The organism is Streptomyces filamentosus, assembly GCF_014654895.1.
GTDB classification, from domain to species: domain Bacteria; phylum Actinomycetota; class Actinomycetes; order Streptomycetales; family Streptomycetaceae; genus Streptomyces; species Streptomyces filamentosus.
Genome location: NZ_BNBE01000001.1, coordinates 4,099,580 through 4,120,282 on the forward strand (window position 1 = coordinate 4,099,580; position 20,703 = coordinate 4,120,282).

A 20,703-nucleotide genomic window follows, 5' to 3' on the forward strand; every position below is an offset into this window, starting at 1 on the left:
CGGGGACCCGCCTCAGCGGGCCCCGGCGAGCAGGCCCGCGACGAGCTCGGCCGCCCGGGGCGCCCCGCCCTCCGCGAGCATCGCGTCCCGCAGCCGGGCGCACGCGGCCCGGTGCGCGCCGTCGGTGAGCACCCGGTCCACGGCCTCGCGCAGCAGCTCCGCCGTGACCGTGCCGTAGGGGTTCCGCACGTCCCAGGGCGCCACCGCGGCACCGCCCTCGACCGCCGTCGCCGCGTTCGCGAACTGGTCCCCGACGCCCGGCACGGACACCATCGGGACGCCCGCGAGGATGCTCTCGGTGGTCGAGTTCATCCCGTGGTGCGTGATGAAGGCGTCGGCGTACCCCTCCAGCAGCTCGCGCTGCGGCACGAAGTCCCGCACCAGGAAGTTCGCCGGCCAGTCCGGCTCGTCCCCGGCGTCGAGCAGGGAGCCGACGGCCGTGACGACCAGCAGGTCCTCGCGGCCGCCCAGGGCCGTGACCAGCCGGTCCAGCATCGCCGTCAGGAACGCGCGGCCGGTGTCCGCGCCGCCGACCGGGCTGTGGAAGCGGAAGTCCGTCAGGACCGTGCCCAGCGAGAACAGCACCACGGACCGGCCGGCCCGCCGCGCCTCGTCCAGCACCTCGAAGGGGAAGCCGGAGGAGTCGTGCCGGACCCGCGCCTCGGTGCGCACCGGCCCCGTGAGCGCGCTGCCCGGCGTGTACCGGCCCGCCCCCACGGAGGCGCCGACGTGCACACAGGTGTCCCGGTACGGCTCCAGGGCCGCCGCCAGGCGCGGCGCGTCCGGGCCCGGCTCCCGGGACAGCTCCCGCGCGGCCGTGACCACGGACAGGTCGGGGGACGGGAACAGCACGGGCAGCAGGCCCTCGGCCAGCGGGTCCACCCCGTACCGCTCCCGGTACGTCCCGGACGCCCGGGTCAGTTCCGGGTGCGGGCGGCCGTGCTGCACGGCGAAGTCCTCGCCGAGGGCCCCGTAGCCGGGGAAGGTCACCAGGGAGACGGACGGGACGCCGTGGATCCGGGCCGCGAGCATGCCGTGGACGCCGAACACGTCGTAGAGGACGACGTCCGGCCGGAAGGCCGCCACGGCCTCCTGGTAGGCGTCGCTCACCGACAGCGGGTGGACGAAGCTCTTGAACGGCAGGTCACCGAGCCCTTCGGGCGTCGGCGGCAGGGGCACCGAGGGGACGGTCGCGTAACCGGCCCCCACGGACGCGAAGGCGTCCGCGAGGGGGTCCGGGCCGAAGCCGCGGACCTCGGTCACGTCGGACCGCCGGACCAGCTCCTCCACGATCGCGAGCAGGGGGTTGACGTGGCCGATCGCGTCGATCGGGAGTACGGCGATCCGCATGACCCGCCTCAGCCGACGACGGTCAGCGGCAGCGGGCGGCGGGTCTGGATCGCCGCCTCGATCCGGGGCGTCCGGTAGTCGCGGCCGGCGCAGGAGCCGCAGGCCGTCAGGTGGGTGTCGCGGGCGTACAGCGCGCGGATCTGCTCGCGCAGCTCCGTGCCGGACAGGTCGCCGGTCAGGTCGACCACGTCCTCCGGCGCGTCCGGGACGGCCTTGAGGTTGTGGGCGTTGGCCGAGAACGGGCAGCGGTACAGCTTGCCGTTGAGGAGGGTCACGATGTCGTTCACGCAGCAGTTGCGGAACATGTCGTCCAGCACCTCGGCGCTGCGCTCGACGTACTTGATCCGGCCCGAGTCCGTCCACACCGGTATCTTCGAGAAGTGCGTGACGCCCTCGGCGGTCAGCGTCTCCTGGAGCGCGTCGAGCTTCTTGGAGTGCTCGCCGTAGTTCGTGATCTCGACGACGACCTTCTCGTCGCGCAGGCACTCGAGGTTGGCGCCGCGCGGCACGATCGTGCCGTTGGTGTAGACGACGACCTTCTCGACCACCTCGTAGGAGACCAGCTTCTCGATCACCCGGTGGACCCGCGGGTTGACGAACGGCTCGCCGCCCAGGACGCGGAACTCGTAGATCCCGTCCACGCTGTCCATGATCCGGTCGACGGCGCTCTCCAGCAGGTCCAGGTCGCTGTGGCGCGGCTTGGCGTAGTACTGCATCAGGTTCGAGCAGTCCTGGCACTTCATCGAGCACGCCTCGGTGACCACCACGTCGAGGTACTTGAGGATCAGGGTGTCCTCGGCGTGCTCGCGGTCCTTGCGCGTCTCGTGCTTGTGCAGGGCGGCCTTGCGCTCCATCAGCACCGGGCTCATGCCGGTGTCCGCCCCGGAGTCCGAGAAGTCGAAGCCGTCGAGCAGGTCGACGCAGTCCTGGATGCGGGTGAAGCCCGCCTCGCGGGCCCGGTCGGTCATCGTCTTCAGGTAGTTCCCGCAGAGGAACACCAGGGCGTCACCGGCCAGTTCGGAGAGGTCGCCGATGGCACGGATCGGCAGTCCGCGCAGCTCGGTCCCCTGCTTGGACGCCCGGCCGTCCGCGAAGCAGGTGACGGACACGCCCAGGCGGGTCAGGACGTGGTGGGCCAGGACGCCGATGTCGCCGGCGCCGAAGAGCACGACGGGACGGGGGTCGGCCAGCAGGCTCTCGACCACGGGCGGAGGGGTGTACTCGGTCATGGCGCGCTCTTCCTCACGGCAAGGGATTTGTGGAGGTGCACGAAGCGGCGGCCCGTGTCGTCGGAGTGCACCGGGCCGCATTGCTCGAAACCGAGCGACGCGAGCAGGGCGCGGGTGCTCCGGATGTCCGGGTTGGCCTCGGCCCGCAGGGCGTCGGCCCCGAGCGAGCCGGCGAGGCGGACCGCCTCGCGCACACAGCGGACGCCGACCAGGGAGCCGGCGGCAAGACGATCGGGGGCGACGGCGAGGCGGCTCATGTAGGCGGGGCGCTCGGCGTGCGGGTGGTCCGGGGGCTCCTCGGCGCGCGGCCGGGTGTCGAGGGTGAACATGCCGACGGCCCTGCCGTCCTCGCGCAGCAGCCGGACGTGCCCCCCCGCCACCAGGGCGGCGGTGGTCTCCGGGCGCCGCACCGGCCGGGGGGTGTCCGTGGCCTCGGCCTGGTGGGCGTCGCACGCCTCCAGGAGGGCGTGCACCTCGGCGGCGTCGGCGGCAACTTCCCAGCCGCCGGTCATCCGACGACGGTGCGGGTTTCCCCGTCCACGACGAGCGCCTGGCCGTCCCGCAGGGCGACGAAGGGCACGTGGTGCTCGACGTAGTACTCGACCAGCCGGTCGATCTCCGGGGACTCGGGGTGGTCCGAGCGGTAGTGCGGCGCGAGGGCGAAGGGCAGCAGGCCGAGGCACTCCCAGTCCATCGTGGTGCCCTCGTAGCCGCTCGGCACGAGCTCCGGGTCGTCCACGTCGCCGCGGATGCCGTGCAGGTCGGGGCCGAGCAGGCAGGGGCCCGCGCTGTAACCGGCGTAGACGACGGTCTCCTCGGTGATCAGCCGCTTCAGGACCTCGTCGGCGCCGCTCGCCTGGAAGGCGCGGCGCAGGACGAACACGCTGCCGCCCCGGACGTAGACGCAGTCGGCCGCGGAGAGGACCTTCTCCAGCTCCTCGGCGCGCCCGAAGTAGTCGCGCAGGTCGACCTCGAAGGGGTCGAGGCCGATGCCGGAGAGCTCGTCCAGCTCGCGCTGGAGGGAGGCGGCGCGGCCCTCCTCGTCCTTGTAGTCGTCGGCGTTGAGGATCAGGGCGGTGCGGCGGCCGCCGTCGCCCAGCAGCCGCAGCAGCGCCTCCGGCTCGTTGCCGATCCGGAAGGAGGACAGGTAGAGCTTCATGCGGGTACGTCTCCGATCGTGTGGAACTCGTGACAGGTCCGGTGGCGGTAAGTCTGGCCCGGATCCAGGCGGACCGAAGGGAAGTCCGGACGATTCGGAGCGTCCGGCCAGGCACCCGTCTCCAGGCACAGGCCAGCCCGCGCCTGGCGGAAGTGGTCACCCGAGTAGACGCCGACGCCGCTCTGGTCGGTGCGGACGCGCATGGCCCGGCCGGACGGCCGGTGGACGACCTCGGCGGCCCAGGAGGGGTCGTCGAGGACGAAGAAGTTGTCGAGCCGGGAGCCGTCGAGCCGGCGGGGGGCCGTGTGGTCGAGCGGGGTGCCCGCGACCGGCAGCGGCGGGCCCGCCAGCGGCATCAGGCGCTCGTCGAAGGCCACGTACCGGGTGGAGTTCAGGGTGAGTTCGTGGTCGTCCACGGTCCGGCCCGGACCGCCGAGGTTCCAGAACGCGTGGTTGGTGAACCCGACGACGGTGGGCGCCGTGGTGGTCGCCCGGAAGTCGAAGGTCAGCCGGGACTCGGCGTCGATCTCGTAGCGCGCCTCGGCGGCGAGGGTCCCGGGATAGCCCTGGTCGCCGTCCGGGCTGTCCAGGCGCAGGGACAGCACCAGGCGGTCCGGCAGCACCAGCGGCTCGGCCCGCCAGACGTGCTTGTCGAAGCCCAGCGAACCGCCGTGCAGGTGGTGTCCGTCGTCGTTCCGGTCCAACTCGTGTGTCTTGCCGTCGAGTTCTATGCGGCCGCCGGTCACGCAGCGGCAGTAGCGCCCGACGGTCGCGCCCACGTAGGCGTTCAGGGCCGGGTCCTCGTAGGACCGCAGATCGGGCAGCCGGACCACGACGTTCTCCGAACGGCCTTCCCTGTCCGGCACGTTGACCTCGACCAGGGTGGCCCCGTACGTCCACACCGTGATTGCCAGGCCCCGGCCTGAATCCAGTGTGTAGGCATCCACGTCGGTGGGTCCTTGCGTCGCGTGTCCCGTGGTGGTTCCGACACGCTCGCGCAGAATCCTCAATTCTCCCCCTGGCCTGGACGAACGGCAGCGGTGGTTGATTGGATCACTCAACTCGGGCCAAAGCAAGGGTCTTTCCATGGCTTGCTTGGTCTTGTACGGTTGCCGCCAGCACATGCTGTGGGCCGCGAGGGGGAGCAAGTGATCAGATTCGGGGTCCACTCCGGACAGCAGTACGCGAACTTCGACGAATGCCTGGAACTGTGGACCCAGGCAGAGGACTTGGGCTACGACTGGGTGTCGCTCTTCGACCACCAGCGACCTCCGCTCGGCGGCCCGGACGGTCCCTGCTTCGACGGTCCCACGCTGCTGGCGGCCCTCGCCGCGCGCACCCGCCGGATCCGCTGCGGCATGCTGGTCTCCGCGGTCACCTGGCGGCATCCCGCCCTGGCCGCCTCCATCGCCGCCACGCTCGACCACGTGTCCGGCGGACGCCTGGAATTCGGCGTCGGGGCCGGCGGGGCCGACCTGGCCTACGAGCAGTACGGTCTGCCGTTCCCGCGGACCGGGGACCGCCTGGACATGCTCGACGAGGCCTGCGAGATCATGCGCGGCCTGTGGACCCGCGAGCGCGTCGACCACACGGGCAGGCACTACCGGCTCGCCGGCGCGTGCCTGGAACCCAAGCCCGTGCAGGAACGCCTGCCGCTGGTGATCGGCGGCGGGGGCGAGAAGCGCACCCTGCGGACCGTCGCCCGCCACGCCGACGTGTGGAACACCCTCGTCACCGACGTCGAGACCTACCGCCGCAAGAAGACCGTCCTGGAGACCTACTGCCGTGAGATCGGCCGCGACCCCGGCGAGATCCGGATGTCGATGACCTTCCGGGTCGTCCTCGGCGCGGACGAGGCCCGCGCCGAGGAGCGGAAGCGGGAGCGCCTGGCCCTGCTGCCGGCCGGCTCGCCCGACGTCGGCGAGTACCTGGCCTTCGGCACGGCCGAGCGCTGCGTCGAGGCGCTCCTGCCCTATGTCCGCCTGGGCGTCCGGGACTTCCTCCTCGGCCTGCGTCCCCCGGTGGACCGGGAGACCATGCGGATCTTCGCCGAGCAGGTCGCCCCCGAGCTCCGCCGGGCCGCCGCCGGGACCGACGGCCCCGCACCCGAGGACCGCGTCCGCGGCTGACCCGCGCCCGCAGCCGAACTCCGTCCACACCCGCACGCGCACCCTCCCCGAGGCGTGCCCGTGCGCACCAGCCGAGGAGCGTTGCACCATGCCGCCGAGCCGCCGCGCCGCCCGACACCCCGGGCCGACGCCGTGACCGGGACGGACTTCCGGATCGTGGACCTGACGGATCTGACGGACCTGACGGACTCGCGGGACCTGACGGATCCGGTGGGCCGGACCGACCTGACGGACTCCACGGACCTGACGGAGCTGGCGGACCTCCTGACGGGGACCGGGACGGGGGCCGCCGCGCACACCGCCTGGGACGCCGCCTCCGTCGCCCTCCTGCCGCCCCGCCTCGGCCGCCCGTACCTCCGCCCCGGGCACTGCCGCGTGGTCGTCGCCTCCGAGGCGGGCCGCCCGGTCGGCCTCCTGCCGCTGCTGCGCGGCACCCCCGGCCAGATCCCGCAGGCCCTGCTCGACCCCGGCCCGGAGACCGCCGCCGTCCTGCCCGCCGACCCCGGGGACCTGCTGTTCGTCGGCGGCTGCGTCGACCTGGTCGCCGGTGCGGCCGTGGCCGCCGGGCTGACGGAGGAGCGGCGCCGCGCGGTGCGCCGGGGCCTGGTCGACCGGGCCTGGGAACAGGCCGGACGCGACGGCCTCGTCCCGCTCGCCCTGCACGTCCGGGACGACGAGGTCGCCGACTTCCGGGGCCCCGGCCGGCGGGCCGCCGAGCTCGGCGTGACCTGTCTGCTCCGGCTGCCCGGGGACGGCTCCGACGCCTCCTACCTGGCGGGGCTCGGCCAGAGCGGCCGCCGCACCGTCCTCAAGGACCGCCGCAGGACCGCCGAGGCGGGACTCCGCTCCGAGGTCCGGCCCGCCGGGGAGCTGACGGCCGCGGCCGCGGAGCTCGTCGTCGCCGTCAAACGGCGGTACGGCGTCGAGGAGCACCCCCGGCTGGTGCGCTCCCGGCTCGCCCGCTGGGCCGCCGACCCGGCCGGCGAGCGCGTCGCCTTCGCGGTGTCCGACGAGGCCGGACCCGTGGCCGTCACCTTCGGCTGTGTGCGCGGCACCGGCCTGGAGATCTACGAGACGGGCCTCGCCGACGCGCATCCGCACCGCCACGAGGCGTACGCCGAGAGCCTGTTCCAGGCCCCGGTCGCCTTCGCGCAGGCCCGGGGGATCACCACGATCGACCTGGGCCTGGACGCGACCACCCCCAAGACCCGGCGAGGGGCGACCCTCGCACCGACCTGGGTCGTCAGGCCCGACCAGTGAGGAGACACACCATGGACACGAAGATCGACGACATCGTGCGCGCCGAGTGGTGCGAGGTGCTCGACGTGACCTCGCCCGAACCGGGCGACGACTTCTTCGAGATCGGGGGCAACTCGCTGCTGGCCGTCTCCCTGGTCGAGCGGGTCGAGTCCCGGCTCGGGGTGGAGGTGGCCCTGGAGGACTTCTTCCTCGACGGCCGCCTGGAGACCCTGGTCTCCGCCGCCCGCGCCGCGGCGAAGTGAGCCCGCGCGCCCATGTCTGCCCCCGCCCTGCCCCGGCTCGGGATCTGCCACGCCCCGGACGGCGCGGCCAACCTCCGCGAGGTCTTCCGCGCCGCCCGTGACCTGTGCGTCCCGGTGCTCCTGGTCGACGCGCGGGTCGCCGCCGCGCACCCTGACCTGGTGGCGCTGGCCTCCCGCATCCTGGAGTGCCACGTCCTGCCGGCCACCGACGACCCGGAGAGCGACCCCGGCCCGGTGACCGGCCTCGGCCTGGCCGGCGTCACCACCTTCCACGACGACGAGCTCGAACGGGCCGACGCGCTGGACCGCCTCGTCCGCGGGGCGCCCGCGCCGGCCGTCGAGGCCCCCTGGGACAAGCTGGTGCAGCGGCGGGTGCTGCACGCCGCCGGACTGTCCGCCGTGCGCGCCGCCCCCGTCGAGTCGCCCGACGACCTCCACCGGGCGTACGCGGAGCTCGGCGGCCCCTGCGTCCTCAAGCCCCGGCGGGCCGCCGGCGGCCGGGGGATCGCCTTCCTCGACGGCCCGGACGAGGTCGCCGCGCACGCCGCCGCCCGCCGGGTGTGGGACGGGATGCTGCTGGAGACCCGGATCCCGGCGGCCCCGCACCCCGCCGGCACGCCCTGGCTCGGCAGCCTGGTCTCCGTCGAGACCGTCAGCGCCGGCACCCGCCGGATCCACCTCGGCGTCCTCGACAAGCTGCCCGTCGCCGTCGGCCGCCACGAGGGCCCCGAGGGCACGGACGCGGTGAACGTCCAGGGCGACATCCTGCCCTCGGTGCTCCCCGCCGACCTCCTCGACCGCGCCCGCGACCTCACCGGCCGGGCCCTGGACGCGCTGGGGGTCCGCGACCGGGTCACCCACACCGAACTCCTCCTCACGCCCTCCGGCCTGGAGGTCATGGAGGTCAACGGCCGCCTCGCCGGCCACACCGCCCGCCTGTTCCGCCTGGTCGGCGCCCCCGACCCGGTCCGTACGGCCCTGGCCGCGGCGCTCGGCGCGGAACCGGACGCCCCCTTCGAGCCGGACGGGACGGCCGCCGGGCTCTTCCCCACCTTCCGGCACCGCACGGGCACCGTCCGCACCGCGCTGCGCCCCCGCGACCTGCGCGAACTCCCCGGCGTCCAGGCCGTGGACGAGCTCGCGGGCGACGGCGACGAGAAGGCGGCCCTCCAGTACCGGATGACCAACCTCACCGTGCGCGCCGACGACCGGCCCGGCCTCGACGGGGTCATCACCCGGGTCCTCGCCACCCTCACCGAGGGCTTCGCCGACCCGGCCGGCCTCCCGGACCCGGTCGCCGCCGCCGCGGCCCCGCCGGGCCCCGACCCCACCATGGAGCACCCGACATGCGTCTGAGGCAGTCCCTCGAACCCTTCAGGCACCGCCGGTTCGCCTACCAGTACGCGGGCTTCACCGTCTCCGTCATCGGCAACACCCTCAGCCAGGTCGCCGTCACCGTCGGCCTGCTGGAGGTGACCGGCTCCGGCGCCACCGCCGGCCTCGCCCTCAGCACCTCCACCGTCGCCCTCGTCGTCTGCATCCTCTTCGGCGGCGTCTGGGCCGACCGGCTGCCCCGGCACCTGGTCATGGCCACGATGGACTGCGTCCGCGCCGCCAGCCAGATCGGCGTCGGCGTCATGCTCCTGACGGACCGCGTCCAGCTGCCGCTCCTGCTGTTCCTCCAGGTGTGCTTCGGCGCCGCCCAGGCGTTCCACCTGCCCGCCTCCTCCGGCCTCACCCGCTTCACCGTCCCCAAGGACCAGCTCCAGCGCGCCAACACCCTGCTGTCCTTCGCCCGCAGCATGTCCGGCGTGCTCGGACCGCTGCTCGCGGGCGCGCTGATCGCGACCGTCGGCGCCGGCTGGGCGCTGATCGGCGACGGACTGTCCTTCCTGGTCAGCGGCGCCTGCGCGGCACTGATCAAGCTGCCCCGCCGGGAGACCCCGCGCGAGAAGGACAGCACCCTGCGGGAGCTCGCGGCCGGCTTCCGGCTCGTCCGCACCACCCCCTGGATCTGGACCAGCATCGTCGGCTTCATGTGCACGCACGTGGCCGTCGCCGTCTTCATGGTCGTCGGACCGGTGCTCGCCTCGCAGAACGGCACCGGCGTCTGGCAGTGGTCGCTCCTCATCGCGGCCCTCGGCGTCGGCGACGTCCTCGGCGACCTCTTCCTGCTCCGCTACCAGCCCCAGCGGCCCATGCTCGTCGCCCGGCTCGCCGAACTCCTCCTCGTCCCCATGCTGCTCCTGATGGCCTGGGGCGCCCCGCTCCCGGTCCAGGTCGTGGCCGTGGCCCTGGCCGGCGCGGGGATGACCGCCGCCGACTCCCTGTGGCTGACGACCATGCAGCACGAGGTGCCGGAGGACTCCATGTCGAAGGTCTCCTCCTACGACTGGCTCAGCTCCGTCGCCCTGCGCCCGGTCGGCTTCGCCCTCGGCGCCGCCTTCGCGGGCGGCGGCCTGGCCGTCGTCCTCGGCTGCCTCGCAGTGCTGGTCCTCGCCTCCCGTCTCGTGAGCCTCGCCCACCCGAGCGTGCGGTCCCTGCGCACCCCGGCCGACGCGCTGGTGCACTGACCCCCCACACCCCCGGAGAAACCCATGCATGACGTCGTGTCCGCGATCGAGGAGCAGGCCGGGCGCGGTCCGGACCGGATCGCCCTGCGGGTGGCGGAGCGGGAGCACACCTACGCCGAGCTGTGGCGGGCCGCCGGCGCGATCGCCGCCCGCCTCGGCCCGCGCCCCGGCCGCGTCGGGCTCCTCTTCCGCCGCGATCTCCCCACCTACGCCGCGTACCTGGGCATCCTCCGGGCCGGCGGGGCCGTCCTGCCGATCGGCCCCCGGTGGCCGCGGCAGCGGGTCCGGGACGTCCTGGCCCACGCCGCCCCCGCGACGGTCCTCGCGGACGGCGGGGACCCGGACCCGGAGACGTACGCGGGAACGCGGCTCCTCTCCGCCGCCGACCACCTGGAGGGCGGGGGACGGCCCCCGGCGGGGGAGGCGGAGCCCGGCCAGGAGGCGTACGTGCTGCACACCTCGGGCTCCACCGGCCGCCCCAAGGGCGTCCCGGTGGACCACCGGGCCCTGCGCGCCTACCTCGGCCACGTCGTCGAGCGGTACGAACTCGGCCCCGGCTGCCGGATGGCCCAGGCCGCCGACCTCACCTTCGACGCCTCGGTCTTCGAGATCCTCGCCGCGTGGACGTCCGGCGCCACCCTGGTCGCCGCCGCCGGACACTCCTGGCGCTCCCCGGTCCGCTTCCTCGCCGAGAACGCCGTCACCCACCTGGACACCGTCCCCTCGGTGATCGCCATCGCCCGCCGGATGCGCACCCTCGCCCCCGGCTCCCTCCCGGACCTGAGGTGGAGCATGTTCGGCGGCGAACAGCTCACCTACGAGGCCGCCGCCGCGTGGCGCGCGGCCGCCCCCGGCTCCGTGGTGGAGAACAACTACGGCCCCACCGAACTCGCCGGCGTCTGCGTCAACTACCGCCTGCCCGACGACCCCGCGCTCTGGCCCGACACCGGCAACGGCACCGTCCCCATCGGCACCGTCTACCCCCACCTGGAGGAGATCGTGCTCGGCCCCGACGGCCTCCCCGCCGACGACGGTGAGCTGTGCGTCCGGGGCCCGCAGCGCTTCGCCGGGTACGTCGACCCGGCCGACGACGCGGGGCGCTTCCTGAGCGGCCCGGCCCCCCACGGGCCCGTCGGGGGCCGCCCCGCGCCCGGGGACTGGTACCGCACCGGCGACCGCGTCCGCCGCCAGGACGGCCTCCTCGTGCACTGGGGCCGGATCGACCGGCAGGTCAAGCTCCGCGGCCACCGGGTCGAACTCGACGAGGTGGAGGCGGCCGTCCGCGGCCGGGCCGGGGTCCGGGAGGCCGCGGTCGTCGTCGTGGACTCCCAGCTCGTCGCCACCTACACCACCGACACGACGGACGGCGTCAGCGGCAACGACCTGCGCGCCCACGTGGCCGCGCTGCTGCCCGACTACATGGTCCCCGTCGTCTGGCGGCAGGTCGACGACCTGCCGCTCACCCAGAACGGCAAGCTCGACCGCGCCCTCCTGGAGCGCGCGTGACCGGGGCCGGGGACGTCCGCCTGTCCCACGCCCAGCAGCGGTTCCTGTGGGACGAGGAGATGGCGCCGGGCCAGGACGACAACAACGTCGTCCTCGCCTACCACCTCACCGGACCGGTCGACCCGGACGCGATGGCCGCCGCCTTCGCCGACGTGCTGCTCCGCCACGAGGTGCTGCGCACCGTCTACCTGTGGGGCGATGCCCCCGAGCCCGTCCAGCGGGTCCTGCCGCCCGAGGCCGCCGGGACCGCCCTGGAGCACGTCGCACCGGACGGCCCCGCGCTCCCGCCGGCCGAGCGCGCGGCGCTCGTGTGCGCCGACTGGTGGGACAGCCCCTTCGACCTGGAGCTGCGCCCGCCCGTCCGGGCCCGGCTCGCCGCGCTCGCCCCGGACTCCTGGCTGCTCTGCCTGAACCTCCACCACATCGCCTTCGACGGCCAGTCCGAACTGCTCCTCGCGGCGGACCTGGGCACCGCCTACGGAGCCAGGGCGGCGGGCCGCGCCCCCGCCTGGGACCCCGTCCCCGGCTACGGCACGTACGCCCGCTGGGAGGCCGGCCGCGTCCCGGACTGGGCCGGGACCGACCTGCCGTTCTGGCGGGAGGTCCTCGCGGATCCCGCCCCGGCCCTCCTCGCCCCGGCCGAGACCGACCAGGGCGGGCGCGGCGAGCACGAGATCGCGCTGGACGCGCCCGCCACGGACCGGGTCAAGGGGGCGGTCAGGGCCGCCCGGTCCATCGTCCTGTCGGCGCTGCTCCACGAGACGTCCGCCGCCGTCGGCGACGTCTTCGGCGTGGACGCCGTCAACCTCACGACGGTCTCCTCCGGCCGGTTCGAGAAGGCCCACGCCCCGATCCTCGGCTGCTTCGTCAACCCCCTCGTCCTGCCCCTGCGCGGACTGCGGACGACGGATCCCGGCACCCGCCTGACCGAGGTCAACCGGCTGGTGCTCCAGGCGCTGCGGCGGGCCCGCCTCCCCTTCGACCTGGTCGCCCGCGACCTGGGCGTCCGGGCCGCCGACTCGGGGCTCTTCGACGTGATGGTGGCCCTCCAGGCCCCGGAGCCCGGCGGCGCCTTCGCCCCCGGGGTGACCTGCCGCCCGCTGCGCGTCCCCGCGCCCCGCGCCGGCTTCGGCCTCGTCGTGGAGCTCGAACAGCACCTGGAGGGCCACTGGTCGGTGGCCGGCCGCTGGCGCACCGACCTCGTCGGGGAGGAGACCGGCCGCGGGGTCGTGGAGTCCCTGACGGAGCGCCTGCTCGCCCTCCCCGGGCCGGAGGGCGGCCGGTGACCGGCCGGGACGACGCCCCGCGGGTGGTCGCCGTCGACGGCGACACGGTCCTGCTGAGGGACGGCGCGGGGGGCCCGGAGCTCGCGGAGCTGACGCCCCCGCCCCCGGCCGAGGGCCAGGTGGCGGGGACGGACCCCGGGGGCAGGCCCTACCTGGCCGTGCCCCGCGCCGACGTCCCGCCGGGGACCCGCCGGGCCCGTCTGATGGACGTCCTGGACGAGCTCCCCCCGGTCCAGGCCGCCGCCGCGCTCCGCGCCGTCGGCTTCCACCAGTGGGTGCGGGCCTCGCCGCACTGCCCGCGCTGCGGCGCCCCCGCCGCGCTCCGCGCCGACGGCCGCTCCCGCCGGTGCGCCTCCTGCGCGGCCGAGCACCATCCGCGCACCGACCCGGCCGTGATGATGTCGGTCACCGACGACCGGGGCCGTCTCCTGCTGGCCCGCAGGACCGTGGCGCCGCCGGGCCGGATGTCGCCCCCGGCCGGTTTCGTCGAGCCCGGCGAGACCGCGGAGGAGGCGGCGGTCCGCGAGCTCCTGGAGGAGGTCGGGGTGCGCGCGGCGGTCGCCGGCTACGTCACCAGCCAGGCGTGGCCCTTCCCCGGCAGCCTGATGCTGGCCTTCGACCTGCGGGCCGCCTCGCCGCGGATCACCGTCGACGGCGAGGAGATCACCGCCGCCCGCTGGTTCACCCGGGAGGAACTGGCGGCCGCCGTGGGCGACGGGACCCTGGTCCCGCCGCCCCGCGGCTCCCTCGCGGACCGGCTGGTCGGACGCTGGTACGGCCCCGGCTACGCCGGTCTCACCGGCCGCCCCGCACAAGGTTTCTGACGACGGGTCAGTCGGTCAGGATCCCCGGGTCGGACTGGCTGGGGGTGCCCGTCTCGACGTGCCCGGCCAGCCGGCGGACGTAGTCGGGGAGGGACGGGGAGGTGACGGTGACGTCGTACCAGTGGTGGGCGGCGGAGACGTCGAGGGAGAGGGACGTGGTGCCCGCCGGGAGGGTGAGGGTCCGCGTCGTCCCGTAGGCGTCGGCCAGGGTCACCGTCGTCGGGGCGCCGGTGTGGGCGAGGACGAGGTCCAGGGCGCCCGTGGCGGCGTTGTGCCGGGCGGTGACCTCGGGCACGGCGGTCTTCCCCGGGGAGCGGAAGCGGCGCAGGAAGCCGTTGGGTCCGTGCACGGTGAGGTCGGTGACGCCCTTGGAGTACTTGGTGTTCCAGGTGTCGGACACCGAGGCGCCCGCGCCGGTGGTGTACGTCCACGGGACGTCCGTGCGGTTGGCGGAGGTCACGTAGAACTGGGCGCCCGCCGAGGGCCCGGAGCCGAAGGACAGCCGGAAGGTGCCGGCCGTGGTGTCGGCCGAACCATCCACGTACGGCGCGTACTTGAGGGGACGGGTGGGCTTGGCGCCCGGCTCCTGGCGGGGCATGGTGCCGACGGCCGGGGCGGTGGCCGGGAAGTCGGGGTGGCGGGCGCGGTCCGGCGGGTAGTAGCCGGCGGTCGGCGGCAGCGCGGCCGGCGCGCTCTGGCTGCGGGTGAAGTCGAAGGCGGAGGTGAGGTCGCCGCAGACGGTCCGCCGCCAGGGCGAGATGTTGCTCTCGCGCACCCCGAAGCGGGCCTCCATGAAGCGGATGACCGAGGTGTGGTCGAAGGTCTCGGAGCAGGTGTAGCCGCCGGTGGACCAGGGGGAGACGACGAGCATCGGGACGCGCGGGCCGAGGCCGTAGGGGCCCGCCGCGTAGCCGGCCCGGCCGGGGAACCAGTCGAGGGCGGTGGGGACGGTGGACTTCCCCCAGGAGGCGTCGGCGGGGACGAACGGCGGCACCACGTGGTCGAAGAAGCCGTCGTTCTCGTCGTAGGTGATGAAGAGGGCGGTACGGGCCCACACGTCCGGGTTCGAGGTCAGCGCGTCCAGGACCTGCGAGATGTACCAGGCGCCGTAGTTGGCGGGCCAGTTGGAGTGCTCGGAGAACGCCTCGGGGGCGGCGATCCAGGAGATCTGCGGCAGCCGCCCGGCCTGCACGTCGGCGCGCAGGACGTCGAAGTACCCGTCGCCCGCCTTGGCGTTCGTGCCGGTGCGGGCCTTGTCGTACAGCGGGCTGCCCGGCTGCGCGCTGCGGTAACTGTTGAAGTACAGCAGGGAGTTGTCGCCGTAGTTGCCCCGGTAGGCGTCGTTGATCCAGCCCCAGGAGCCCGCCGCGTTCAGGCCGTCGCCGATGTCCTGGTAGACCTTCCAGGAGATCCCGGCCGCCTCCAGGCGCTCGGGGTAGGTGGTCCAGCCGTAGCCCGCCTCGGCGTTGTTGAGCACCGGGCCGCCCCCGGTGCCGTCGTTGCCGGTGTGCCCGCTCCACAGGTAGTAGCGGTTGGGGTCGGTGGAGCCGATGAGCGAGCAGTGGTAGGCGTCGCAGATCGTGAAGGCGTCGGCGAGGGCGTAGTGGAAGGGGATGTCCTCGCGGGTGAGGTGCGCCATCGTGGCCTTGGTCTTGGCCGGTATCCAGTTGTCGTACTTCCCCTTGTTGAAGGCGCTCTGCCCGCCCGCCCAGTCGTGGTTGAGCCCCTGGAGGAACTCCATGCCGAGCCGGCTGCTCTCGGGCCGGAAGGGGAGGGTCACCTTGGAGCCGTCGGACTGGTGGAAGACGGGCTTCCCGCTGGGCAGGGTGACCGGGCGGGGGTCGCCGAAGCCGCGCACGCCCTTCATCGTCCCGAAATAGTGGTCGAAGGAACGATTCTCCTGCATGAGGACGACGATGTGCTCGACGTCCTGGAGGGTGCCGGTGGAGCCCTGCGCGGGAATGGCGGCGGCCCGCGCGATGGACTCGGAGAGCGCGCTGAACGCGACGGCCCCTCCGGCGAGCTGAAGGAACCGGCGGCGGTCGAGATCGGCCATGGGTGGGTTCTCCTCCGGGTGGGGTGGGACGGAGCGACGGGCCGGGCCGGGCCGGGACGGGGCGCGGACGCGGGCGCGGGCGCCCCAAGGAGAGCGCCCGCGTGCCACGTTCCGGCGGCCGTGCCGTGACTACCCGCCGTACGGCGGACGAACTCACGCCCGGTCCGGAAGCGTCGGCCGTGACCCCCACCGGGCCCACACCCGGGGCCGTACGAGGGAACGGGCCGTACGAGAGCTCGGAGCCGTACGAGGGCCCGGTGCCGTACGAGGGAACGGGCCGTACGAAGGCCCCGGCCGCCGAACCGCCGTCCGCCCCCGGTCCGGCGCGCCCCTCAGCCGGCCGGCCCGCTCCCCGCCTCGTGGTGGACCAGGGCCCCGCCGAGCGCGTCGGCCGCACGCCGGGCCTCGGCCGGGTCGCAGTACACGGCCGTCCACCGGCCCGCCGTCACGATCTCGGCCGGCACCAGCCCGTTCCGGATGTGGAGCCGGAGGGCGTCGTCCCGCTCCCGCACGCTGTCGTACCGCTTCAGGAGCGAGCTCCGGGGGCACGACGGGTCCCCCTTCGGGAGCCGGGTCCCGCAGTACGCCGTCTCCTCGTCGACCTCCTTGCGCCCCACGCACAGCCCCGCCCCCTCCAGCGCGTCGGCGAGGGCCCCCACCGTGGCGTAGGCGGGCTCCTCCGGGATGTCGGGGAGGGGGTAGGGAGGTGGGAGGACGACGGCACCGAGGGCCTCGGCGATCCGCTGCGAGTAACGCGCCTCCTGGTTCGGCAGGACGCGGACGAACCAGTTGCCCGCCGCCACGATCGTGGTGCCGCCGCTCCGCCAGCTGTCGATCGAGTCGCCGACCTCGTCCCGGCTGAAGTCGGTGGTGTTCAGCACCTGGATCTGGTTCTCGACGCCCGTCCCGCCGATCTCGGTGGTGCAGTCGGCGGTGCTCGTTCCGGGCTGCCGGATCACCTCGCACGGGAGCCCGGCCCGCTCCAGCGCCGCCACGACCTCGTCGGCCGAGGCGTACACGGGCCCCTTCGGCACGTGGTCGGGCATGGGCACCAGCGGCTCGCCCCCGCGCGGCTCGAACCGGTCGCATCCGGTGACGGCGAGCAGCAACAGCACCGGCACGAGGGCGCGCAGCGTCTTCTTCATGGTCAGCCGTTCCCTGGAGGGGTCGGGGCGGGCCCGGGGCTGGGCGACGGCGTGCCGGGTTCGGGCTCACCGGTTCCCGTCCCCGTGGTCTGGCCGGAGCGGTAGAGGGTTTCGAGCGAGACGTGGTGGCCTGCGGGCGTCTGCGACTCCAGGTGCCGGATGGCCTCCAGCCGTTCCTCGTCGGTCAGGGCCTCCCAGGCCATGGCGTCGTCGAGGTGCGGCTCGATCGCGTCCCAGTTCCTGCCCCGGGCCTTGATGTCGCCGCCCCGGTGCTCCGACTCGTCACCGTACTGCTCGTTCTTCTCCCGCACGTCCGGGGTGTCGGCGGCGTAGAGGGTGAAGAGCTGCTTGTCGGTGTCGGAGCCGTGGTCGTCCTCCCGGAGACCCTTCAAGTGGTAGGCGCTGAGCCGGACGTCCAGCTCGGGCTGGTGCTCGATCAGCGCCGCGAGTTCCGCATCGCCGAGATCGGCCAGGTGGCGGCCGTCCTCCAGCTGGAACTGTTCCCGGTATTTCTCGACGACCGCCCTGGCCGTGTCGGTCTTCATGTGCGTGATGCCCAGGGACTTGTCCGGCTTCGGCCCGAGGGTCAGGCTCCAGTCGAAGAAGCGGCCGAACTCGGAGAGGGGGCCGCGCAGGCTGGGGTTGTGGTTCTGGTACCACTGCTGTTCCTGCCAGAGGATGGACAGGAGCAGCTTGCGGCTGATCCCGGTCTCGGCGGACGCGAGGTTGACGGCCGACAGGACGTTGGGCGGGACGTTGATGGGGTGGAGCCCGTCCAGGCCGCCGGAGAGGCGCAGCGCTATGCCGAGCGGACTGTTCGGCAGCAGCGCCGCCTGGGCGAGCTTCGCGTCGCCGAGCGCCGTCATGCCCTCGACGGTCCGCAGGGAACGGGCGGCGTCCGTGTCCGCCCGCCCGGCCCGCCGCAGCGCGTCGGTGATGACCTCCTGGGCGTGGGACCGCTCGGCCTCCTTGCCGGCCGCGTCCTCCCCGCTCGGTCCGGAGGCGTTGACCCGGCCGCTGTCGTCGACCCCGAACCCCCGCCGGTGCGCGTAGTCCAGCGCGCTCGTCAGGTCGCGCTGCGCGGCGGCGATGTCGTCGGCGAGGTCGTCGTACGTCCGGGCCATGGCGCGGAGTCCGACCGCCGCGGCCTCGTAGTCGCCCGCGTGCTTGACGAACTTCTCACGGGCGGCCCGCCCGGCGTCGCCCGCCCAGCACTGGCGGAGCGTGGCGGCGACCTCGTCGCGCGCGTAGGAGGCCAGGGCGTCGCACTGCTTGGCCGCGGCGACGGCGTCGTCCGCAGCCTCGCGCCACTGCTGGGGCCTGGCACCGGTGAGTTCGGGTACGGAGACCATCAGGCTTCCTCCAGCCAGTCGGCCGCCGCCCGGAGCTGGGCGGCGACGGATCCGTCCTCGCTGATCTGGGTGTCCATGCCCTTCGTCAGGGCGTCGGCGGCGTCGTCGACGAGGTCGCCGAGCGAGCGCAGACGCCGCTGCCAGGCGGCCACGCAGCTGTTGCTGGCGCCCCCGGCCTCCCAGCCCGCGTGGATCCCGCCGACGGCGGCCGCGTCGTCCAGCTTCGTCTTTCCCTTGGCTTCGCCGTTCGCGACCCGTAATCCCGACGCCTTCGCGCGGACGGGGTCCTCACGGAGCCCCAGGTCGGACCCCGGTATGCCGCCTCCGCCCCCGCCCCCATCGGCCGACGCGAGCGTCATGCCCGTCTCGCGCCTGCGCAGCGCGTCGGCCTTGAGCTGGGTCCATTCCTCTTCGAACGTCATGGCTTCCCCCTTCGCGGCCGTGCGGGCACGGCGTTCCTTCCACCGTACAAGTCGCCTCGGACAGATGTTCCCTGACGTGTCGTCGGGTTCAGGAGGGGGCCGTGATGAGCCAGCGGGCCAGCCGTGCGGGGTCGGGCGGGACGCCGAGGGCGCGCAGTTCGCGGTGGAGGGGGCGGAGCAGTTCGGGGTGGTGGAGGAGCGGGCGGGCCGCGCGGGAGGCGGTGGCGAGGGACAGGACGAGGCCGGTCCAGGTCTCGGGGGACTCGGGATCCCCGGCGAGCAGCCGGGCGTAGGCGTCGGCGGCGGACGGGTCGCCGGCGACGAGGGCGCGGTCGGCGGCGGAGGGCTCGGGGCCGCCGTCGGGCGAGGCGGTGAGCAGCCGGCGGATCAGCCGGGTGCGGGCGTGCGACCAGGGGAGGGCCGGGTCGGGGACCACGGCGGGGGCGGCGGTGCGGGGCACGGGCGGGGCGCCCGCGGCGAAGGCGCGCGCCAGGGCCCGGACGTCGTCGGGGGCGGGGGCCAGGTGCCGGATCCGCCACTCGGTGCGGTGGTCGGTGGCGGCGAACGCGGCCAGTGCGTCGGCGCCGGGCCGGATCCGGGGGCCCGTCTCCCAGGCGGCGAGCCGGGCGGTCATGCCGGCCACGAAGCGGCGTCCGTGGCCGGTCAGCGCGGGATCGGCGGCGAGGGTGCGGACCGCCTCCCCGGTCTGCCGCCTGCCGAGCGCGAACTCGAACTCGGCCGCCGCCCGCCGGTCCGCCGGGGCCCTCTCCAGGTGCCGGGACCAGAAGTCGGTGATCCCCAGGAAGGCGTACGCCCCCTGGAGCAGCCCGCCCAGCGGCCGGGGGTCGTCCCGCCAGGGGGCGTGGTGCCGCTCCTCGCCGCCGTCCCGTTCCAGCGTCAGCAGGTGGAGCAGCGCGCCCAGTTTGGTGTGCTGGAACTCGTGGACCAGGGTGACCGCGAAGGAGACCGGGTCCGGCGGCAGCGAGGTCAGCACCCCGCCGAAGGCGTCCCCGGAGGAGGCGCTGAGCACCGGCCCGCCCGGCACCGGCGGGACCGCCGTCAGGCTCCGTAACCCCTCCGCGAGCGCCGCGGCCATCTCCGGGTCGGCCTCCTCCAGGACGGTCAGCCCGCGCGCGAAGCGGTCCTGCCAGCGGGCCGTCTCGGCCGGGCCGAGACGGTCGGGCGGCAGCGGCTCGCCCAGGTCCCGGTACGGGTCGACGTCGTCCAGCCGGCACTCCACCGGCCGGCCGGCGGCCCGCGCGGTGAGCCGGTGGAGGCCCAGCCAGCCCGGGGCCGTCCCGCCGGGCGCGGCGGGCGGCCGCACCCGCTCGCGGTGCGGCTCGACCGTCAGGCCGCCCGCCTCCACCACCACCTCCGCCGTGCCCCACCGGGGCCGCCCCGGCAGCCGGGCGAGCCCGAGCGTGGGGAAGGCGGCGGCGCCGTCCCGCAGCGGCACGGTGGTCCGCAGCGGCAGCCCGGCGCGCAGCGCGGCGACCGCGCACACCGCGTGCAGGTGCCCGAGGTCGGTCCACAGCGGCCCGTCGCCCCAGGCGGTGCGGTGCAGCCGGCGCAGCCCGTGCCCGAGCCACACGCCGACGTGCGGATGGAGCAGCAGCTCCCGGAACTCCTCCGGCGCCCGCTCCTGGGCCGCGGCCAGCACCCGCCACGCCTCGTCCACGGACGGCAGCGGCCCCAGCGCGCCGGGCGTCGTCGCGGCCGTGTCGAGCAGGGCGCGCAGCAGCAGGAGCCGTCTGCTGTGCTCGGTGGTCCGCAGGAAGCGGACCGTCCCGGGGCCGCCCCGGCCCGCGGCCAGCGCGTCGAAGTGGGCCGAGGGCACGAGGTGGTGCGCGGTGCGGGAGGGCTCACGGCCTCGGTCGGTCTGCACGGGTCTCCTCCCGGGGGACCGTCAGTCGAATCGCTGGGGTCCTCCGTCGCCGCCGCCCGGGGAGAGGTTGATCCGGGGCCGGTCGACCTGGCGGAGCAGCCGCTCCAGCGCCTGCGCGTACGTCCTCGGGTCCCGCGCCCGGAGGTCGGTCAGGGGGACGTCGCTGAGGTCGACCAGTTCGGACCGGACGGCCGTGGCCCCCGGGGGCCCCTGCGGGCCGGCGAAACCCGTCGGAGGGGTGGATCCCGTGGACGTCTCGTACGTGTGCATCGGCATCCCCCTTGC

At 74.8% G+C, this 20,703-nt stretch carries 19 protein-coding genes; 8 read left to right on the forward strand and 11 right to left on the reverse strand.

Annotation, left to right across the window (positions count from 1 at the left end):
- Nucleotides 1–12: 12 nt before the first annotated feature.
- The 5 genes from IE326_RS18390 to IE326_RS18410 are packed head-to-tail and all read right to left on the reverse strand — an operon-like array spanning nt 13 to nt 4,685.
- A complete protein-coding gene (locus tag IE326_RS18390) occupies nt 13–1,350 on the reverse strand; it encodes a nucleotide disphospho-sugar-binding domain-containing protein (protein WP_190042054.1) in 1,338 nt (445 codons plus the stop codon).
- Nucleotides 1,351–1,358: 8 nt separating this feature from the next.
- Nucleotides 1,359–2,579: a radical SAM family protein gene (locus IE326_RS18395; RefSeq protein WP_190042055.1), complete on the reverse strand. Its 1,221-nt coding sequence runs from the start codon at nt 2,577–2,579 to the stop codon at nt 1,359–1,361.
- Nucleotides 2,576–3,091 carry a GNAT family N-acetyltransferase gene (locus IE326_RS18400; RefSeq protein ID WP_150228043.1) on the reverse strand — a complete coding sequence of 172 codons (516 nt, stop codon included), beginning with the start codon at nt 3,089–3,091 and terminating at the stop codon, nt 2,576–2,578. The genes IE326_RS18395 and IE326_RS18400 overlap by 4 nt, the downstream gene beginning before the upstream one ends.
- Nucleotides 3,088–3,738: a Type 1 glutamine amidotransferase-like domain-containing protein gene (locus IE326_RS18405; RefSeq protein WP_229915392.1), complete on the reverse strand. Its 651-nt coding sequence runs from the start codon at nt 3,736–3,738 to the stop codon at nt 3,088–3,090. The genes IE326_RS18400 and IE326_RS18405 overlap by 4 nt, the downstream gene beginning before the upstream one ends.
- Nucleotides 3,735–4,685 carry an aldose epimerase family protein gene (locus IE326_RS18410; protein ID WP_229915393.1) on the reverse strand — a complete coding sequence of 317 codons (951 nt, stop codon included), beginning with the start codon at nt 4,683–4,685 and terminating at the stop codon, nt 3,735–3,737. The genes IE326_RS18405 and IE326_RS18410 overlap by 4 nt, the downstream gene beginning before the upstream one ends.
- Nucleotides 4,686–4,886: 201 nt before the next feature.
- Between IE326_RS18410 and IE326_RS18415 the strand changes: the two genes are divergently transcribed.
- The 8 genes from IE326_RS18415 to nudC are packed head-to-tail and all read left to right on the forward strand — an operon-like array spanning nt 4,887 to nt 13,558.
- The gene (locus IE326_RS18415; protein ID WP_150228041.1) at nt 4,887–5,867 is read left to right on the forward strand and encodes an LLM class flavin-dependent oxidoreductase; all 981 of its coding nucleotides are present in this window, start codon (nt 4,887–4,889) and stop codon (nt 5,865–5,867) included.
- Between the two features lie 60 nt (nt 5,868–5,927).
- The gene (locus tag IE326_RS18420) at nt 5,928–7,127 is read left to right on the forward strand and encodes a hypothetical protein (RefSeq protein ID WP_190042057.1); all 1,200 of its coding nucleotides are present in this window, start codon (nt 5,928–5,930) and stop codon (nt 7,125–7,127) included.
- A gap of 11 nt (nt 7,128–7,138) precedes the next feature.
- Nucleotides 7,139–7,369 (forward strand): phosphopantetheine-binding protein, encoded by a 231-nt coding sequence (locus IE326_RS18425; protein WP_030757649.1) that lies wholly within the window; start codon nt 7,139–7,141, stop codon nt 7,367–7,369.
- Between the two features lie 12 nt (nt 7,370–7,381).
- Entirely contained in the window at nt 7,382–8,725 is a 1,344-nt protein-coding gene (locus IE326_RS18430; RefSeq protein WP_190042058.1) for an ATP-grasp domain-containing protein, read from the forward strand.
- Nucleotides 8,716–9,942: an MFS transporter gene (locus IE326_RS18435; RefSeq protein WP_150228038.1), complete on the forward strand. Its 1,227-nt coding sequence runs from the start codon at nt 8,716–8,718 to the stop codon at nt 9,940–9,942. The genes IE326_RS18430 and IE326_RS18435 overlap by 10 nt, the downstream gene beginning before the upstream one ends.
- A gap of 24 nt (nt 9,943–9,966) precedes the next feature.
- On the forward strand, nt 9,967–11,448 hold the full coding sequence (locus IE326_RS18440) for an AMP-binding protein (protein ID WP_190042059.1): 1,482 nt from the start codon (nt 9,967–9,969) through the stop codon (nt 11,446–11,448).
- Nucleotides 11,445–12,734 (forward strand): condensation domain-containing protein, encoded by a 1,290-nt coding sequence (locus tag IE326_RS18445; RefSeq protein ID WP_190042060.1) that lies wholly within the window; start codon nt 11,445–11,447, stop codon nt 12,732–12,734. Before IE326_RS18440 ends, IE326_RS18445 begins: the two co-directional genes overlap by 4 nt.
- Complete coding sequence (gene nudC, locus IE326_RS18450) at nt 12,731–13,558, forward strand: NAD(+) diphosphatase (protein WP_190042061.1); 828 nt, start codon at nt 12,731–12,733, stop codon at nt 13,556–13,558. Before IE326_RS18445 ends, nudC begins: the two co-directional genes overlap by 4 nt.
- A gap of 7 nt (nt 13,559–13,565) precedes the next feature.
- On the opposite strand, the gene IE326_RS18455 is transcribed toward nudC, so the two are convergent.
- The 6 genes from IE326_RS18455 to IE326_RS18480 form a co-directional block, all read right to left on the reverse strand.
- Nucleotides 13,566–15,614 carry a phosphocholine-specific phospholipase C gene (locus IE326_RS18455; RefSeq protein WP_190042062.1) on the reverse strand — a complete coding sequence of 683 codons (2,049 nt, stop codon included), beginning with the start codon at nt 15,612–15,614 and terminating at the stop codon, nt 13,566–13,568.
- 332 nt (nt 15,615–15,946) lie between these two features.
- Nucleotides 15,947–16,759 (reverse strand): hypothetical protein, encoded by an 813-nt coding sequence (locus IE326_RS18460; protein ID WP_190042063.1) that lies wholly within the window; start codon nt 16,757–16,759, stop codon nt 15,947–15,949.
- A gap of 2 nt (nt 16,760–16,761) precedes the next feature.
- Nucleotides 16,762–18,111: a hypothetical protein gene (locus IE326_RS18465; RefSeq protein WP_190042064.1), complete on the reverse strand. Its 1,350-nt coding sequence runs from the start codon at nt 18,109–18,111 to the stop codon at nt 16,762–16,764.
- The gene (locus IE326_RS18470) at nt 18,111–18,533 is read right to left on the reverse strand and encodes a hypothetical protein (protein ID WP_190042065.1); all 423 of its coding nucleotides are present in this window, start codon (nt 18,531–18,533) and stop codon (nt 18,111–18,113) included. The genes IE326_RS18465 and IE326_RS18470 overlap by 1 nt, the downstream gene beginning before the upstream one ends.
- Nucleotides 18,534–18,621: 88 nt before the next feature.
- Nucleotides 18,622–20,418 carry an HEXXH motif domain-containing protein gene (locus tag IE326_RS41470; RefSeq protein WP_190042066.1) on the reverse strand — a complete coding sequence of 599 codons (1,797 nt, stop codon included), beginning with the start codon at nt 20,416–20,418 and terminating at the stop codon, nt 18,622–18,624.
- 21 nt (nt 20,419–20,439) lie between these two features.
- Complete coding sequence (locus IE326_RS18480; RefSeq protein ID WP_190042067.1) at nt 20,440–20,688, reverse strand: hypothetical protein; 249 nt, start codon at nt 20,686–20,688, stop codon at nt 20,440–20,442.
- Between the last annotated feature and the right edge of the window lie 15 nt (nt 20,689–20,703).

What these genes read in the sequence shown, in the direction of transcription:
- IE326_RS18390 (WP_190042054.1), bottom strand. Translation starts at nt 1,350, where the DNA reads ATGCGGATCGCCGTACTCCCGATCGACGCGATCGGCCACGTCAACCCC.
- IE326_RS18395 (WP_190042055.1), bottom strand. Translation starts at nt 2,579, where the DNA reads ATGACCGAGTACACCCCTCCGCCCGTGGTCGAGAGCCTGCTGGCCGAC.
- IE326_RS18400 (WP_150228043.1), bottom strand. Translation starts at nt 3,091, where the DNA reads ATGACCGGCGGCTGGGAAGTTGCCGCCGACGCCGCCGAGGTGCACGCC.
- IE326_RS18405 (WP_229915392.1), bottom strand. Translation starts at nt 3,738, where the DNA reads ATGAAGCTCTACCTGTCCTCCTTCCGGATCGGCAACGAGCCGGAGGCG.
- IE326_RS18425 (WP_030757649.1), top strand. Translation starts at nt 7,139, where the DNA reads ATGGACACGAAGATCGACGACATCGTGCGCGCCGAGTGGTGCGAGGTG.
- IE326_RS18430 (WP_190042058.1), top strand. Translation starts at nt 7,382, where the DNA reads ATGTCTGCCCCCGCCCTGCCCCGGCTCGGGATCTGCCACGCCCCGGAC.
- IE326_RS18435 (WP_150228038.1), top strand. Translation starts at nt 8,716, where the DNA reads ATGCGTCTGAGGCAGTCCCTCGAACCCTTCAGGCACCGCCGGTTCGCC.
- IE326_RS18440 (WP_190042059.1), top strand. Translation starts at nt 9,967, where the DNA reads ATGCATGACGTCGTGTCCGCGATCGAGGAGCAGGCCGGGCGCGGTCCG.
- IE326_RS18455 (WP_190042062.1), bottom strand. Translation starts at nt 15,614, where the DNA reads ATGGCCGATCTCGACCGCCGCCGGTTCCTTCAGCTCGCCGGAGGGGCC.
- IE326_RS18460 (WP_190042063.1), bottom strand. Translation starts at nt 16,759, where the DNA reads ATGAAGAAGACGCTGCGCGCCCTCGTGCCGGTGCTGTTGCTGCTCGCC.
- IE326_RS18465 (WP_190042064.1), bottom strand. Translation starts at nt 18,111, where the DNA reads ATGGTCTCCGTACCCGAACTCACCGGTGCCAGGCCCCAGCAGTGGCGC.
- IE326_RS18470 (WP_190042065.1), bottom strand. Translation starts at nt 18,533, where the DNA reads ATGACGTTCGAAGAGGAATGGACCCAGCTCAAGGCCGACGCGCTGCGC.
- IE326_RS18480 (WP_190042067.1), bottom strand. Translation starts at nt 20,688, where the DNA reads ATGCACACGTACGAGACGTCCACGGGATCCACCCCTCCGACGGGTTTC.